The 14,122-nt window shown below is 65.7% G+C and carries 11 protein-coding genes; 8 read left to right on the top strand and 3 right to left on the bottom strand.

Translation table 11 applies throughout. The annotated features are described in order from the left end of the window. Positions 1-75 precede the first annotated feature (75 nt). The 6 genes from GFD25_RS07060 to GFD25_RS07035 all read left to right on the top strand — a co-directional run bounded on the left by GFD25_RS07060 (position 76) and on the right by GFD25_RS07035 (position 7,644). The gene (locus GFD25_RS07060; RefSeq protein WP_163231310.1) at positions 76-1,701 is read left to right on the top strand and encodes a DivIVA domain-containing protein; all 1,626 of its coding nucleotides are present in this window, start codon (positions 76-78) and stop codon (positions 1,699-1,701) included. An 82-nt stretch (positions 1,702-1,783) separates the two neighbouring features. Then, the gene (gene dxr, locus GFD25_RS07055; protein WP_163231308.1) at positions 1,784-2,968 is read left to right on the top strand and encodes a 1-deoxy-D-xylulose-5-phosphate reductoisomerase; all 1,185 of its coding nucleotides are present in this window, start codon (positions 1,784-1,786) and stop codon (positions 2,966-2,968) included. A 104-nt stretch (positions 2,969-3,072) separates the two neighbouring features. Continuing rightward, positions 3,073-4,296, top strand: a complete 1,224-nt coding sequence (gene ispG, locus GFD25_RS07050; protein WP_163231418.1) for a flavodoxin-dependent (E)-4-hydroxy-3-methylbut-2-enyl-diphosphate synthase — start codon at positions 3,073-3,075, stop codon at positions 4,294-4,296. After that, entirely contained in the window at positions 4,293-6,011 is a 1,719-nt protein-coding gene (locus GFD25_RS07045) for an alpha/beta hydrolase family protein (RefSeq protein WP_204314815.1), read from the top strand. Before ispG ends, GFD25_RS07045 begins: the two co-directional genes overlap by 4 nt. Positions 6,012-6,124: 113 nt before the next feature. Next, a complete protein-coding gene (gene recO, locus GFD25_RS07040) occupies positions 6,125-6,847 on the top strand; it encodes a DNA repair protein RecO (protein ID WP_163231306.1) in 723 nt (240 codons plus the stop codon). 5 nt (positions 6,848-6,852) lie between these two features. Then, entirely contained in the window at positions 6,853-7,644 is a 792-nt protein-coding gene (locus GFD25_RS07035; protein ID WP_163231304.1) for an isoprenyl transferase, read from the top strand. A 131-nt stretch (positions 7,645-7,775) separates the two neighbouring features. On the opposite strand, the gene GFD25_RS07030 is transcribed toward GFD25_RS07035, so the two are convergent. From GFD25_RS07030 to GFD25_RS07020, 3 genes are all read right to left on the bottom strand, one after another. Further along, entirely contained in the window at positions 7,776-9,350 is a 1,575-nt protein-coding gene (locus tag GFD25_RS07030; protein WP_163231302.1) for a glycoside hydrolase family 32 protein, read from the bottom strand. 197 nt (positions 9,351-9,547) lie between these two features. Next, the gene (locus GFD25_RS07025; protein ID WP_476727074.1) at positions 9,548-10,966 is read right to left on the bottom strand and encodes an oligosaccharide MFS transporter; all 1,419 of its coding nucleotides are present in this window, start codon (positions 10,964-10,966) and stop codon (positions 9,548-9,550) included. Between the two features lie 146 nt (positions 10,967-11,112). Next, complete coding sequence (locus tag GFD25_RS07020) at positions 11,113-12,177, bottom strand: LacI family DNA-binding transcriptional regulator (protein ID WP_163231299.1); 1,065 nt, start codon at positions 12,175-12,177, stop codon at positions 11,113-11,115. A gap of 280 nt (positions 12,178-12,457) precedes the next feature. On the opposite strand from GFD25_RS07020, the gene GFD25_RS07015 reads away from it, so the two are divergent. Both GFD25_RS07015 and GFD25_RS07010 read left to right on the top strand, forming a co-directional pair. Beyond that, positions 12,458-13,171 (top strand): hypothetical protein, encoded by a 714-nt coding sequence (locus tag GFD25_RS07015; RefSeq protein WP_163231297.1) that lies wholly within the window; start codon positions 12,458-12,460, stop codon positions 13,169-13,171. Between the two features lie 59 nt (positions 13,172-13,230). Continuing rightward, positions 13,231-14,016, top strand: coding sequence for a sugar transferase (locus GFD25_RS07010; protein ID WP_163231414.1), 786 nt, complete (start codon positions 13,231-13,233; stop codon positions 14,014-14,016). The last annotated feature ends 106 nt before the right edge of the window (positions 14,017-14,122 follow it).

The following is a 14,122-nucleotide window of genomic DNA, read 5'->3' as shown; positions in this document are numbered from 1 at the left end:
TGCGGCGCGCATGAGTCGAAAGCGCAACGTACAGTTGGTTCACGTCAGTACTTATCCATAGGAGGTTGATATCCGATGGCGCAGGAAGCTGAAGCCGAACGCGGCGGGTCGTCCATTGCCCGTGCCTCGAATCGCAAGCAGGGTTACGATACCGGGCAGGTCGACGCGTTCCTCGAACGGGCGCACGCGCTCTACGACAGCGACGAGTCCGCGCTGACGCAGCAGGATATCCAGAACGTCTCCTTCGACCTGGCCAAGGGAGGCTATGACATCGCGCAGGTGGACGCCGCGCTGTCGCGTCTGGAGCGGGCCGTCGTGGATCGCCAGACCGCCTCGCAGATCGCCGAACAGGGCCGTGTCGCATGGCGCGCCCAGACCGAGGAGCTGTACCGCCAGATCGCCGAGCACGCTTCTCGCGCGCCGCGCGAACGATTCCGTGACGGCCAGAAGAAGCGTCCCTCCTATGACCGCAAGCAGGTCGACTCCCTGATCGACGACGTCGTCGACAAGGCGGCGGCATCGCTCGGCGTGGACGGCATGGACGCGAAGGACGCCGAACGGTTCGCGAATGTGACCGCCGCCTCGGTGAGCAATGCCATCTTCACGCAGCGCAAGGGCAAGCGCGGATATGACGAACGACAGGTGGATTATTTCCTGAACGCCTGCGTTCGCCTGCTCAGCCGCATCGAGTCCTTCGCTCGCGTGTCCGATCTCATGCACGGCGAAGGCGAGGAGACCGCCGGCGAAACGGCGGCAAATCCCGCCGGCCAGTACGGCGGTGTCGCCCCTCTGTTCCCCGCCGGCGCCACGCAGCAGGCGACGGCCGCGGCATCCCCGGCCGTGTCGGATGCCGACAAGGAATCCTTCGACGCGTTGCACAAGGCCGAACAGGCCATCTTCACCGCTCCGGCCGCCGCTCCGGCCGCCACGCCGGTGGTTCCGCCCCAGCCGTCCGCGGCGGTCGAACCCGCACCGACCGTTCCCGCTCCGGCACCGGTGGCTCCGTCCTTCGCTCCGGCCTCGGCTCCGCAGGACGATGCGACGCCGTCCGTGACCGCGACGGCGGACACGGCGACCTCGGTCGCCGCCCAGCCGCAGGACGACAAGCCGTCGGTGCTGCCTGGCGCCGGCGCGCATGCCGCCATAACCATCGACCCCGACTCCTCGCTCGCCCAACTGGCGCATATGGCCGAGGCCTCGCAGGAAATGGACGCGCCGAGCGCGTTCCGTCCCCATATGCCGAGCCTGTCGACGCCGAGCGTGCCCTCGGTGGAACAGATCATCGCATCCGTCAGCGAGCCCGAACCCGCAACCGACGGGGCCACGACCGAAACCTTCTCCCCGGAGTCCATGGCCGACGCCATGCCACAGTCCTTCGCGCCGGCGGTCAAGCCCGTCCGCTCGACGCCGCGCGGCCGCGTAAGCCAGTCCGTCGTCGCACAGGAACCGGCCGTCGCCGAAACGCCGGCGCCCGCCGCCGCTCCGGCCGCCATTTCGGTCTCCGCTCCGGCCGCCGCGACGGTCGCTCCCGCGGCCCCGCAGTCGTCCGAGGACGGCGCCGACCATGACGACGCGGCGTCCCAGCCGAAGGAGAAGCAGGGCACCACGGTGTTCCCGTCGCTGTTCCCGCCGGTCGACACGGACATCCCGGACCTGTCGTTCCCGTCGCTGTACGGCGGCGACGACAAGAAGCACGAGTAGCAAGGCCGCGGCCGCATCGGCGGCCACCGGCGGGCGCCGTGGCAAACGGCGCGACAAGACACTCAGCGAAGAAAGGCGCAACGTGAAACAACAGGCGTCGGTCGTCATCCTCGGATCCACCGGATCCATCGGCACCCAGGGTCTTGACGTCATCTCCCGTCATCCGGACCGGTTCACCGTCACCGGTCTCGCAGCCGGCGGCTCCCATGTCGAATTGCTGGCGCAACAGGCGGCGAAATTCCATGTGCCGCAGGTCGCCGTGGCCGACAAAAACGCCGCCAAGGCGGTGCGCGAGGCCCTTGACCGGGCCGGAGCCACGTACACCAGCGTGCAGGCCGGGCCCGACGCGGTGATCGGCCTGGCCGGATCCGGTGCCAGCGTCGTGCTTAACGGCATCACCGGTTCCATCGGCCTCGAACCGTCGATCGCGGCGCTCAAGGCCGGTTCCCAGCTCGCCTTGGCGAACAAGGAATCGGTCGTCGCAGGCGGACACCTGCTGTTCGGTTCGCAGACGCGCGACAACCAGATCAACCCGGTCGATTCCGAGCATTCCGCGATCTGGCAGTCGCTGCGCGCCGGCACGCACGGCGAGGTCAGCAAGCTCATCGTCACCGCCTCCGGCGGCCCGTTCCGTGGGCTCAAGCGTGCCGACATGACCGGCATCACGCCGGAACAGGCGCTGAACCATCCGACCTGGCATATGGGCCCGGTCGTCACCATCAATTCGTCCACGCTGATGAACAAGGGCCTTGAGGTCATCGAAGCGAGCCGCCTGTTCGACATCGCCCCCGATCGCATCGATGTGACCGTGCATCCGCAGTCCATCGTGCATTCGATGGTCGAATTCTGCGACGGCGCGACGATCTGCCAGGCTTCGCCGCCGGACATGCGACTGCCGATCGCGCTCGGCCTGTCCGCGCCCGACCGCATGGACGACGTCGCCGCGGCCTGCGATTGGACGAAGGCCGCCAATTGGACGTTCGAGCCGCTGGACGACGAGGCGTTCCCCGCCGTGTCGCTGGCACGTCACTGCCTGAGCGCCTCGGAAAAGCATACGGCGGTACTCAACGCGGCCAACGAGCAGGCCGTGCACGCGTTCCTCGACCATCGTCTGCCGTACCTCGGCATCGTCGACACCGTCAAGGCCGTGCTCGACGAGATGGACGCCGAACTGCGCGGCGATCCGTTGTTCGAATCCGTGGAGGAAATGAGCCGAATCGAATCGGAAGCCCGCCGTCGTGCGGACGATCTGATAGACAAGCAGTAGACACTCGAGAATACGGGCCGTGCGTTCAACGCCGGCCCGTAACCATGACCAGACCCGTGCAAAGGGAAACGAACCAGACCATGAACCTGTCGAATGCCGAATCCATGTCCGAGACCGCAGACGCGTCCGTCGCCAAGCCGTTCCGCAAAACCGGCGATCCGGTCGCACTGACCAGCGAATCGCCGCTGCACCCGCGCCGCAAGTCACGCCGCATCATGGTCGGTCCGGTGCCGGTCGGCGGCGGCGCACCGATCTCCGTGCAGTCGATGACCAACACGCTCACGGCCGACGTGCCCGCCACGCTCCAGCAGATCGCCGAGCTCACCGCGGCCGGCTGCGACATCGTGCGCGTCGCCGTGCCCAGCCAGGACGACGCCGACGCGCTGCCCGAGATCGTACGCAAGTCGCCGATCCCGGTCATCGCCGACATCCACTTCCAGTCCAAGTACGTGTTCCAGGCCATCGACGCGGGCTGCGCCGCGGTGCGCGTCAACCCGGGCAACATCCGCAAGTTCGACCAGGTCGGCCCCGACATCTGCAAGGCGGCCACCGACGCGGGCATCTCCCTGCGCATCGGCGTGAACGCCGGATCGCTCGACAAGGAGCTGTACGCCAAGTACGGCGGCCCGACCCCAGAAGCCCTCGTGGCGTCCGCGCTCAAGGAGGCGCGCATGTTCGAGGACGTCGGCTTCCACGACTTCAAGATCTCCGTCAAGCACCACGACGTGATCACGATGGTCGAGACCTACCGTCTGCTCGCCTCGAAGGGCGACTGGCCGCTGCATCTCGGCGTCACCGAGGCCGGCCCGGCATGGCAGGGCACCATCAAGTCGTGCCTTGCGTTCGGCGCGCTCTTGGCCGAGGGCATCGGCGACACGATCCGCGTGTCCCTGTCCGCGCCGCCGGTCGAAGAGGTGAAGGTCGGCTGCAAGCTGCTCGAATACATGGGCCTGCGCCCGCGCAAGTTCGACATCATCTCCTGCCCGAGCTGCGGCCGCGCGCAGGTAGACGTGATCCAGCTCGCCTCCGCGGTGACCGAAGGCCTCAAGGACGTCACCGCGCCGATTCGCGTGGCCGTCATGGGCTGCATCGTCAACGGCCCGGGCGAGGCTCGCGAGGCCGATCTCGGCGTGGCGTCCGGCAACGGCAAGGGCCAGATCTTCATCAAGGGCAAGGTCATCAAGACCGTGCCCGAAGACCAGATCGTCGACACGCTGCTCACCATCGCCAACGACATCGCCGCGCAGATGGAAGCCGACGGCCAGGTGCCGGCCGGTTCCACCGGCCCGGTCGTCGTGCCGATCCAACACCCGAACCGCGCGGCATGACGCAGCGGGAACGGCAGGACGCATCGTCGGCCGCGCCGCGTCCATGGACCCGCGGGCGGCGCCTGATGCTGCGCCTGCCGATCTTCGTCATGCTGCTCGGCATGCTGGTCTACGTCTCGAACGCGACCACCGTGCCATGGGACAACGAGCCGACCGGCCGCACGATCGCCTCGCTCGCCGCGGACACGTCCGTCACGTTCGCGAATCCCGATCACGTCACGCTGCACGGCATCGGCGACTACGACGTCGCGCAACACGAAACGGCCGTCACCGCGACGCGGCCTTCGACCGGCGAAACGCAGCGCATCCACGTGCTGATCCGGGAGCCGAAGACGTCCTCCGGCAACGGCACGGCGCTGCGCGATCTGCCGGCCGTCGTGTTCATGCACGGCGCCGGCCACGGCGGCACCCCGGACGATTCGTTCGGCGACATCGCCACCGACATGGCATCCGCCGGATTCGTCACCGCCGTCATCGACAAGCCGATCTGGTCCACCAACGACGTCACCCGCGACTATCCGGCGTCGGCCGCCGCCTACGATCAGGTCATCGACTATCTGCGGAATCTTTCGAACGTCGACGGGACGAAGGTCGGCATCTACGCGACCAGCGAATCGACGTGGATCTCCACGTACCTGCTGGAACGGGACCGCGACGTCGCGTTCCAGGTCCTGCTCAGCCCGATGGTGTACTCGCCCCGCCAGTCGCTCGGATTCCTCGCCGCGCAGGATTTCACGCTCGTCGGCGCAAGCGACGGATACCAGTCGATCGTGCGTCGCGTGTTCAACGCCGACACGTCGCTGCTCGGCCTGACGAACCTCGACCTCGACGGCATGCCCGGCAAATCGGCCTATTCGATCCCCACGTTCGTGGCGTACGGGTCGAAGGACGTGATGACCGCGCAGGTCGACGGCACCGAAACGATCTTCGACCTTGCGCGGCGGACAGGCAATGCCGACGTCACGGTGCGCGCCTATCCGATCGCCAACCATGTGATGCGGCTCGGCAGCGACGAGGAGGACGGTACGCCGTTCGCCGACGACTACGCGCGTGACGTCGTCGCATGGGCGGCCGGCACCGTGGCGGGTCTCACGCAGACCAGCGAACGTGTCGCCGGCGATTCGCTCTACCAGTCGATCGCTGTGCCCGACGATCTGGGCGCACGGCGAGGGCTGACCGTCTATGGATTGGCGTTGCACATCTCGATGATCGCTCTGCTGCTGATCTGGCTGACCACGACGATCGTGGCCGCCGCGGCGACGATCCGGGTGCGTCTGCATGGCCGACGCAACGCGTTGGGATTCACCAACGGATTCGGCGGCGCGATGCTGACCCTGACCCTGACCACGCTGGCGACGATGCTGCTGTTCGCCGCCGGCCTCGGACAAGTGATCATGGGCGTCGTGCGGCTCGCATGGGGGAGTGCGCCGGACGCGGATCCGGGCATCATGCGATGGAGCTGGCCGGTCATCCAGATCGTCTGTACCCTGGTGGTGTGGGCGTGGAGCGGCGTGTTCGCACGGCTGATAGAAGTGGCGGCCGTGCGCGGCATCCTGCAATGGCCGCCGCGGTCCGGTTCGATCAGGGCCGTGGTGAGCGGACGCGAGCCAGTGCTCGCCTCCACGCGGCTCGGGCGCGTGCTGTTCTGGATCACCGCCGTCGCGATGGTGCATATACTGTTGTTCTTCGCGTTCTGGGGACTGTTCGTGTATTAGCGTTGGTTGGATTTGGTGTGAATGTGTCGGGTGTTTCGCCCCCTCAGTCAGCTTCGCTGACAGCTTCCCCTTCAGGGGGAGCAAACCAGACGGATACGGGAAGGAGCCGTGCCATGCCGCTGTACCGTGACGAGGCCGTGGTGCTGCGCACCGCCAAACTCGGCGAGGCGGACCGCATCATCACCATGCTCACGCGCGGCCACGGCAAGATCCGCGCCGTCGCCAAGGGCGTACGCAAGGTCAGGAACCGTTTCGGCGGCCGTCTCGAACCGTTCATGCGCGTCGACGTGCTCATCGCCACCGGTCGCTCGCTCGACGTCGTCTCCCAGGCCGACGCCATCGCCGCATACGCCGCTCCGATCTGCGCCGACTACGACGCGTACGTCGCCGCCGGCGTCATCGTCGAAACCGCGGACAAGCTCGTCTCCGCGGAACACGAGCGCACCCCCGTGCAATACCAGCTGCTCATCGGCGCGCTGAACGCGCTCGCCAAGCACGCGCATGCGCCTGCCATGGTCGGCGACTCGTACGTCATGCGCGCGCTGGCTCTGGCCGGATGGCTGCCGCGACTGGCCGCCTGCGTGGTGTGCGGCGACCCGGCCGGCTCGCCCGCGTACCTGTCCGTGGCGTCGGGAGGCGTGATGTGCGCGGCCGACCATACGCCGGACTCGCATCGGGTCGAGCCGGTGGTGCTGAACCAGTTCGCGGCGCTGGTGCGCGGCGACTGGACCGTGCTCGATTCGGGGGAACTGCTGCCGGACACGCGCCGGTTGGTGGAGGAGTGGAGCGAGTACTACATGGAACGGCCCATTCGTTCACTGCGGTTGCTAGATTAGCGCTTATGGCTTTTGAGAACGTCGACTACACGTCGCTGGACATTCCGGCGGCGCCTTTTTCCGACCCGTCGATCATCCCCGATTTCCCGAAGAACAAGGTGCCCCGTCATGTGGGCGTGATCATGGACGGCAACGGCCGGTGGGCCAAGCAGCGCGGCATGATCCGCACCAACGGGCATCAGGCCGCCGAACCGGTGGTGTTCGACACGATCGCCGGCGCGATCGAGGCGGGCGTGCGCTACCTGTCGCTGTACACGTTCTCGACCGAGAACTGGAAGCGTTCCCCGCAGGAAGTGCGCTTTCTGATGGGCTTCTCGCGTGAGATCATCCACCGCCGCGTGGCGCAGATGGACGAGTGGGGCGTGCGCGTGCGCTGGTCGGGACGCCGTCCGAAGCTGTGGAAGTCGGTGATCGACGAGCTTGAGGTGGCGCAGGAACGCACCAAGAACAACAAGGTCATCGACGTGGTGTTCTGCATCAACTACGGCGGCCGTGCCGAGATCGCGGACGCGTGCGCGGCGATCGCGAAGGAGGTGCGCGACGGACGCATCTCCGGCGACCGCGTCACCGAGAAGATGATCGCCGACCATCTGTACCTGCCCGACGTGCCCGACTGCGATCTGGTGATCCGCACGTCCGGCGAGCAGCGCACGTCTAACTTCCTGCCGTGGCAGGCCGCCTATGCCGAACTTGACTTCGTGCCCGAACTGTTCCCCGACTGCGGACGCGAGGTGCTGTGGCGGTCCATCGACCATTACGTGCACCGCGACCGTCGCTTCGGCGGGGTGACCAAGTAGCGTCTCCGGTTCCCGGTATCCGCCCCGATGATCACGGGAACCGAAAAACCGCACGATAACGCACAGAGGCCGGAATCACATTGGCGTGATTCCGGCCTCTGCCGTGTTCATATGAATCAGAGCGAGGAGAACTACTCCAGTCCGATGGACTTGAGGTGGTGGATCTTCAGGCTGTCGACCTTCAGCGAACCGGACTCGGCCACCAGCTTGACCGCGCGCGGGCCCTCGGAAGCGTAGGCGTAGGAGCTCAGGACCTGGTGGCCGTGGTTCACATACACCTCGACCGAACCGCGGTCCACGAACACGCGCAGCTCCAGCTTGCCGGTCAGCTCATCCACGTCGAGCGGCGCGGCGCGATAACCACGGTCACCGTTGGCCATCGCACCACGGTCGACCACCACGCGGCCGATCTGCTCGTCGAAGCCGATCGCCGTGTAGGCGCCGTCGCCGGTCGCGTGCACGCGCAGGCCCGCACGTTCCGCAGTGGAGACATCCAGATCGATCGTCATTTCGATCTCCACGGCCTCGGCGTCGTCCAGCAGCAGCTTGTCGCCGTCCTGTGCCAGTTCGATCGCGCCGAAGTCGATCGTGTCCTCACGCAGACCCTCGACCTCGGCGACCGGCGCGGTGTGGATATCGCCGCACCGGTCGCCGAGCGTGATCTCGCGGGGGAGCGTCAGCTGGCCGCACCAGCCGTCGTCCTGCATCGGGATCGGCTCGATGAACGGGCTCATCCAGCCGTACATGATCTGGCGGCCGTCGCGTCCGGGCGTCTCGGTGTCGCCGGCCGCCGTGTTGAACGACTGCGGGGCATAGAAGTTGTGGCCGCAATCCCACAGGTGGAACTCGGTTTCCGGCACGAACGCCTCGCCCGGCGTCCACGAACCGATCTGGTAGCCGGCGGCCGAGGTGCTGTGGCTGTCGAATCCCTGCTTCTTCGCGCCCATCGCCGAGTAGCCGATGACCCACTTCTCGTTGCCTTCCGCGTCGCGGATCGGGAAGAAGTCGGGGCATTCGAGCATGAACACGTTCGGATCCGGATGCTGGAACAGGACGGTCTCGAACGTCCAGTCGACCATGTCGCTGGAGGAGTACAGCCACATCTGGCCGCGCTGCTCGGCGGAAGAGACTCCGAACGTCATCCACCACTTGCCGGCGGTCTTCCAGACCTTCGGGTCACGGAAGTGCCAGTGGACCTTCTCGCGCGGGCAGTCGACCACCATGCCGCGCTTGGTGACGTGCGTGAGGCCGTCGTCGTCCGGTTCGGCGAGCATCTGGACCTGCCATTCGCCGTCGGAGCCGTCCACGCCGTTGGCCCAGCGATGACCGGTGTAGAAGAACTTGACCTTGCCGTCGTCGCCGATGACCGCGCCGCCGGAGAACACGCCGTTCTTCTCCTGTTCGAGGCTCGGGGCGAACGCGATCGGCTCGCGGCGCCAGGTCACCATGTCGGCGGAGGAGACGTGGCCCCAGTGCATCGGGCCCCACTGGGTGCCGTACGGATGCAGCTGGTAGAAGACGTGCCAACGGCCCTGATAGAAGCACAGGCCGTTCGGGTCGTTGATCCAGCCGCCGTTCGAGGCGATGTGGAACTTCGGATACCAGCGGTCGTTGCGGGTGGCGGCGAGCTTGGCGACGCCGGCCTCGGCCTTGGCGAGTTCTTCGTCGTGGTCCTTGATCGGGGTGTAGATGGGGGATTCGCTCATCGTTGAGTTCCTTTCTGTATGTTGTGCTGTTGGATCGAAGTACGGATATCCGTCGCCGATTCCCCGCCGGCGACGGCTGCAAGTAGGTGCGACGCCCGGGCGGAAAAGGGGAAACGCTACCGGGCGCCACGAATCGGTGGGCGGCAGGGGCGGGGTGCGGCGTGATACCCGTCCGCCCTTGTCCTGCCGTCGGGGGATCAGGCCTTGGCCGCTTCCATCTGGCGCAGCTGCTTGTCGGTGTAGAACGGGTCGCCGCCGACTTCCTGATCGTCCTTCTTGATGATGAAGAAGCCGTAGATGAGCGCCGCGAGCACGATGGCGGAGATCAGCCAGAAGGTGACGCGCGAGCCCATGTCGTTGTCCGGCAGGAGGCCCTTCATGTAGTCATGGAACGCGCCCAGCGGGGTGGAGAAGATGATCTGGCCGACCTGCGAGGCGATCTGGAAGCCGACCATGTACAGCGTGGCCGACAGCTTGGTGTCGAAGTGCAGGGTGAAGTAGCGGAACGCCGGCAGGCAGAACAGCGGCACCTCGATGGAGTGGAACAGCTTGACGATGGAGACGGTGATCGGATCGTGGAACACGCCGCACAGGCCGATGCGCAGGAACATGACGGTCGCGCCGAGCAGCAGGGAGTTGCGCACGCCGATCTTCTTCATGATGATCGGCACGACGCCCATCATCGCGGACTCGAGGAAGACCTGGAAGCCGTTGAGCGTGCCGTAGGTGGCGTTGCCGATTTCGGCGGTCGGGAACAGGCCGGCGTAGTAGACCGGGAACATCTGCTGGTCGAACACGACGTAGAAGGTGTTGGTGAACAGCATGAAGACGATGAGCACCCACAGGGTCGGCATGCCAAGCACGCCCACCATCTCCTTGAACGTCGGGCCGGACTTCTCTGCCTTCGGATCGGCGGCCTTCTTGAGCTCGGCCTTCTGCTCGGTCGGGATCCACAGCAGGTAGATGCACAGCATGACCAGGCCGCAGGCGGAGCCGACCCAGAAGTTGATCATCGGGTTGACGTTGAACATGAAGCCGGCGCACAGGGCCACGATCGCGTAGCCGAAGGAGCCCCAGGCGCGCGACTGGCCGTATTCGAAGTTGAACTTGCGCGAGTAGCGTTCGGTGACGGCCTCAAGCAGCGAGCAGGCGGCCATGAAGCCGGCCGACAGCACGATGGAGCCGAGGAGCGCGCCCGCCCAGCGGATGGAGCCGCCGGCCGCGAGCATCGGATGGTAGATGAACTGGACGAACGGGCCGACGAGCGCGGCGATCACGGAGATCACGATCACGAGGTTGCGCTTGATGCCGAGCTGGTCCTGGATGGCGCCGTAGGCGAACATGATGACCATGGTCGCGGCGGAGTTGATGGAATAGATGGTGCCGATCTCGGTGCCGCTCAGGCCGAGGGACTCCAGCCAGATGCGGAAGAACGACCACCAGACACCCCATGAACAGAAGAACATGAAGATGCCGAACGAGCTCTGCAGGTAGGAAGGATTCTTCCATGCCGCGGTCTTGCTTGCTGCCATTGCATTTCCCTTTTCTCTTGCGGCCGCTGCCATGCGGCCGTCTTTATGCGATGTTGCGGTTGGTGTTGTTGTTTGGGGTTCCACTCGGGGCTGCCGCGCCCTTGCGGGGAATCGTGGTTTCAGTATAAAGCGTCAAACGATTTACGTCAAACGATTTACGTCGTATTCGGCGTGTCGTGTCAATCGATTGACGTTCAAAGGTCGAAAGACGACAGAACGAGTTCGAAAACTCAGTCGAGGGAACGGTTTTCGCCGCGCACCGATTCCTTCTCGACCAGCGTGCAGTGAATCTTCGCAGGCATCGGCACGTCAAGCGCAGGCAGGGGCGCCGTGGTCTTCGGCCGTTCGAATGCCGCGAGATCACGGTCCGGCTCGATCATCGATACGAGCTTGACGGCGGCCCAGTAGCCCATCTCGTAATGCGGCAGCTCCACTGTGGTCAGCTTGGGCGCCAGCGTCTCCGCGAACACGCGGTGGTTGTCGACGCCGACCACCGACACGTCCCGTCCGATCGTCAGTCCGCGCCGTGCCGCGCATTCGTACACGTACCATGCGCGGGCGTCGTTGAAACAGAACGCGCCGTCCGGATTCGCGCGGTCGAACAGGTCGCTCACGGCCTTGAGCGCAGGCCCGTTGTTGAGCACGTTCGTCACCAGCGACTCGTCGAAAGCGCGTCCGGCGTCTTCCAGCGCGCGCCGATAGCCCTCGAGGCGGCCGGCCTGCGCGATCAGCGGCTCCAGGCAGCCGATGTAGGCGATACGTTCGCATCCCGCGTCGATCAGGCGTTTCGTCGCGTCGTAGGCGATGCGGAACTCATCCGGTTCGATGCTCGCGAATCGTCCCTCGCGGTCGGTCGCATCGACCAGCACGAGGGGCCAGTCCCTGAGGCTGTCGGGCACGTCGACGTATCGGTTCGACATCTTCGCGTACATGAAGCCATCCACGCCGTATCGTTTGAGCGTGGCGATCTCGTCAGCCTCGTTCGAGGTGCCGTCCGTGTTCACCGTGAGCAGCATGTATCCAAGCGAGCTGGCCGCGTCCTGCGCCCCGAGGATGATGCCGCCCGCGTACGGCGTGGTAGCGACCTCCTCGCTGACGAAGCCGAGAATGCGCGTCTTGCCGGTGCGCAGGGAACGGGCCAGCGGGTTCGACTTGTAGCCGAGGGCGTGCGCGGTCGCGCGCACCCGGCGGGCGATTTCCGGCTTGACGCGTCCTTCGTCGCGGTTGTTGAGCACCAGCGACACCGTGGATACCGACACCCCTGTCCGGCTTGCTATTTCCTTCATCGTCGTCATACGTCAAACGATACACCCCGTGCGGCGGCAAGGCGGGGCGACGCGGCGGTAGAGGTGGCGGGCCCGTGATGGAGCGGAGCGGAAAGTCTTTTCCGTGCTGACTGCCTTACCCCCTCGTCAATACCACAACGGGGTAAGATTCGACGTTCGACACGCCGAATGGGGTGAGGAAAGGGTTTTCCGGGGCAATGGAGGGGGATGCCGTTTCGTACACTGTCCCTACGACCCCTCCCTCTGTGGGCTGTGCTGGGGTGAATGAAGTGACGCAAGAGGGAGGTGGATGTTGTCATCCGTGGAACCGGTCCGCGAAGTCGTATCGTCGACTGCCGAACGGCTTGGCCTGATGTCTCGCCAGCGGATGGCGAATACGTTGCACTGGCGTTCCGTCGTCAACGCCGTGCTCATGGCAAGTGACGCACTGATGTTCGTCATCGCCGAAGCCCTTGTGCTCGGGCTGCGCCGCGAACCGGCGCCCGCGCATGCGACGCGTTTCGATCTGCCCGTCGACATCGCCGTCTGCCTGCTGGTCTCCGCGGTGATCTGGGTCGTGTGCCTGCAGGTCGTCGGCATCTACCATCGTCATGTGATGGGCGACGGCTACCGGGTCAACCTGCTGGTCATCCAGGCCGGCCTGACCTGCTGGCTGGTGCTGTGCGCGCTGTGCTTCCTGATGGAGATGGACGTTTCCCTGACCGGTCTCAACCTGACCGTCGCATGCGGCGTGCTGTTCACCATGATCGAACGCATGGCGCTGCGCCCGGTGGTGCGCAGCCGGCGCAGGAATGGCTCCTTCGCCTACAACACCGCCGTCGTGGGCTCTCCCGAAGGCATCCTGGAGACGCTGCGCATCCTCGGTCAGCGCCAGCAGCTCAACTACAACCCGACCGTCGTATGCCCGGTGCGGTGGAACGCGACGACCTGCCGCGTGGAATCCGATCCCGACGTCGCCGCATTGCGTGACAACCTTACGGGGGGGGTACGCGGTGCGAGCTGATCGGGTATGACGGCACCGATCTAGCCGAACGGCTCGTCGAACGCAACGTCCAGACCGTGATGGTCTGCGACGTGTTCCACCGGTTCTCCGACCAGTTCAACACCTTCTCGGTGGGCATGGAATCGATGGGCCTCGACGTGGCGCTCATCACCTCCGCCGCCGACGCGGCGGGCCATGAGACGCAGATCCGCTCGATCCAGGACACCACCATCCTCACTCTGCGCCTGCCGCAGTACTCCACCTCGATCCGCATCGTCAAGCGCACGTTCGACGTGATCCTGTCGGCGCTCGCGCTCATCGTATCCGCGATCGTCACCGTGCCGGTGGCCATCGCGATCAAGCTCACCGACGGCGGTCCGGTCTTCTACACGCAGCAGCGCGTGGGGTTACGAGGCAAGCCGTTCTCCATGATCAAGTTCCGCTCCATGGTCGTCAACGCCGACGCCCTCAAGGCGGAGCTCGCCCGGCAGAGCGGGCAGGAAGGCCGTTTCATCTTCAAGATGAAGGACGATCCGCGCATCACGCCGGTCGGCAAGTTCATCCGCCGGTTCTCCATCGACGAACTGCCGCAGTTCCTCAACGTGCTCAGGGGCGACATGTCGATCGTGGGCCCGCGCCCGCCGCTGCCCGAGGAGCATGCGCAATACAACCAGATCTACGCCACCCGCATGCTCGTCAAACCCGGCATCACCGGCCCCTGGCAGGTGTCCGGCCGTTCCGACCTGTCCGCCGAGGAAAGCGAACGCCTCGACGTCGCCTACGTGCAGAACTGGTCGATCATCGGCGACATCGTCCTCATGCTGCGCACGGTCTCGGCCGTGCTGGCCCAGAAGGGCGCCTACTGATCGGTTGCGGCTTGCGCCGTGCCGCTCAGACAAACTTTTTGCAACCACCGACCGCAGGATCTTGCGGCACCTGATTCCCACAGCGCCAATTTGACGGTCCTGCCTC

It is taken from the genome of Bifidobacterium aerophilum (assembly GCF_010667685.1).
Classification (GTDB): Bacteria; Actinomycetota; Actinomycetes; order Actinomycetales; family Bifidobacteriaceae; genus Bifidobacterium; species Bifidobacterium aerophilum.
The sequence above is the reverse complement of the archived record's forward strand: the minus strand, read 5'-3'. Positions and strand labels throughout refer to the sequence as shown.

Excerpts from the sequence above, each read along its gene's own strand:
- ispG (WP_163231418.1), top strand. The coding sequence starts at position 3,073 with ATGTCCGAGACCGCAGACGCGTCCGTCGCCAAGCCGTTCCGCAAAACC.
- GFD25_RS07035 (WP_163231304.1), top strand. The coding sequence starts at position 6,853 with ATGGCTTTTGAGAACGTCGACTACACGTCGCTGGACATTCCGGCGGCG.
- GFD25_RS07060 (WP_163231310.1), top strand. The coding sequence starts at position 76 with ATGGCGCAGGAAGCTGAAGCCGAACGCGGCGGGTCGTCCATTGCCCGT.
- GFD25_RS07020 (WP_163231299.1), bottom strand. The coding sequence starts at position 12,177 with ATGACGACGATGAAGGAAATAGCAAGCCGGACAGGGGTGTCGGTATCC.
- GFD25_RS07015 (WP_163231297.1), top strand. The coding sequence starts at position 12,458 with ATGTTGTCATCCGTGGAACCGGTCCGCGAAGTCGTATCGTCGACTGCC.
- GFD25_RS07045 (WP_204314815.1), top strand. The coding sequence starts at position 4,293 with ATGACGCAGCGGGAACGGCAGGACGCATCGTCGGCCGCGCCGCGTCCA.
- recO (WP_163231306.1), top strand. The coding sequence starts at position 6,125 with ATGCCGCTGTACCGTGACGAGGCCGTGGTGCTGCGCACCGCCAAACTC.
- GFD25_RS07030 (WP_163231302.1), bottom strand. The coding sequence starts at position 9,350 with ATGAGCGAATCCCCCATCTACACCCCGATCAAGGACCACGACGAAGAA.
- GFD25_RS07010 (WP_163231414.1), top strand. The coding sequence starts at position 13,231 with ATGGTCTGCGACGTGTTCCACCGGTTCTCCGACCAGTTCAACACCTTC.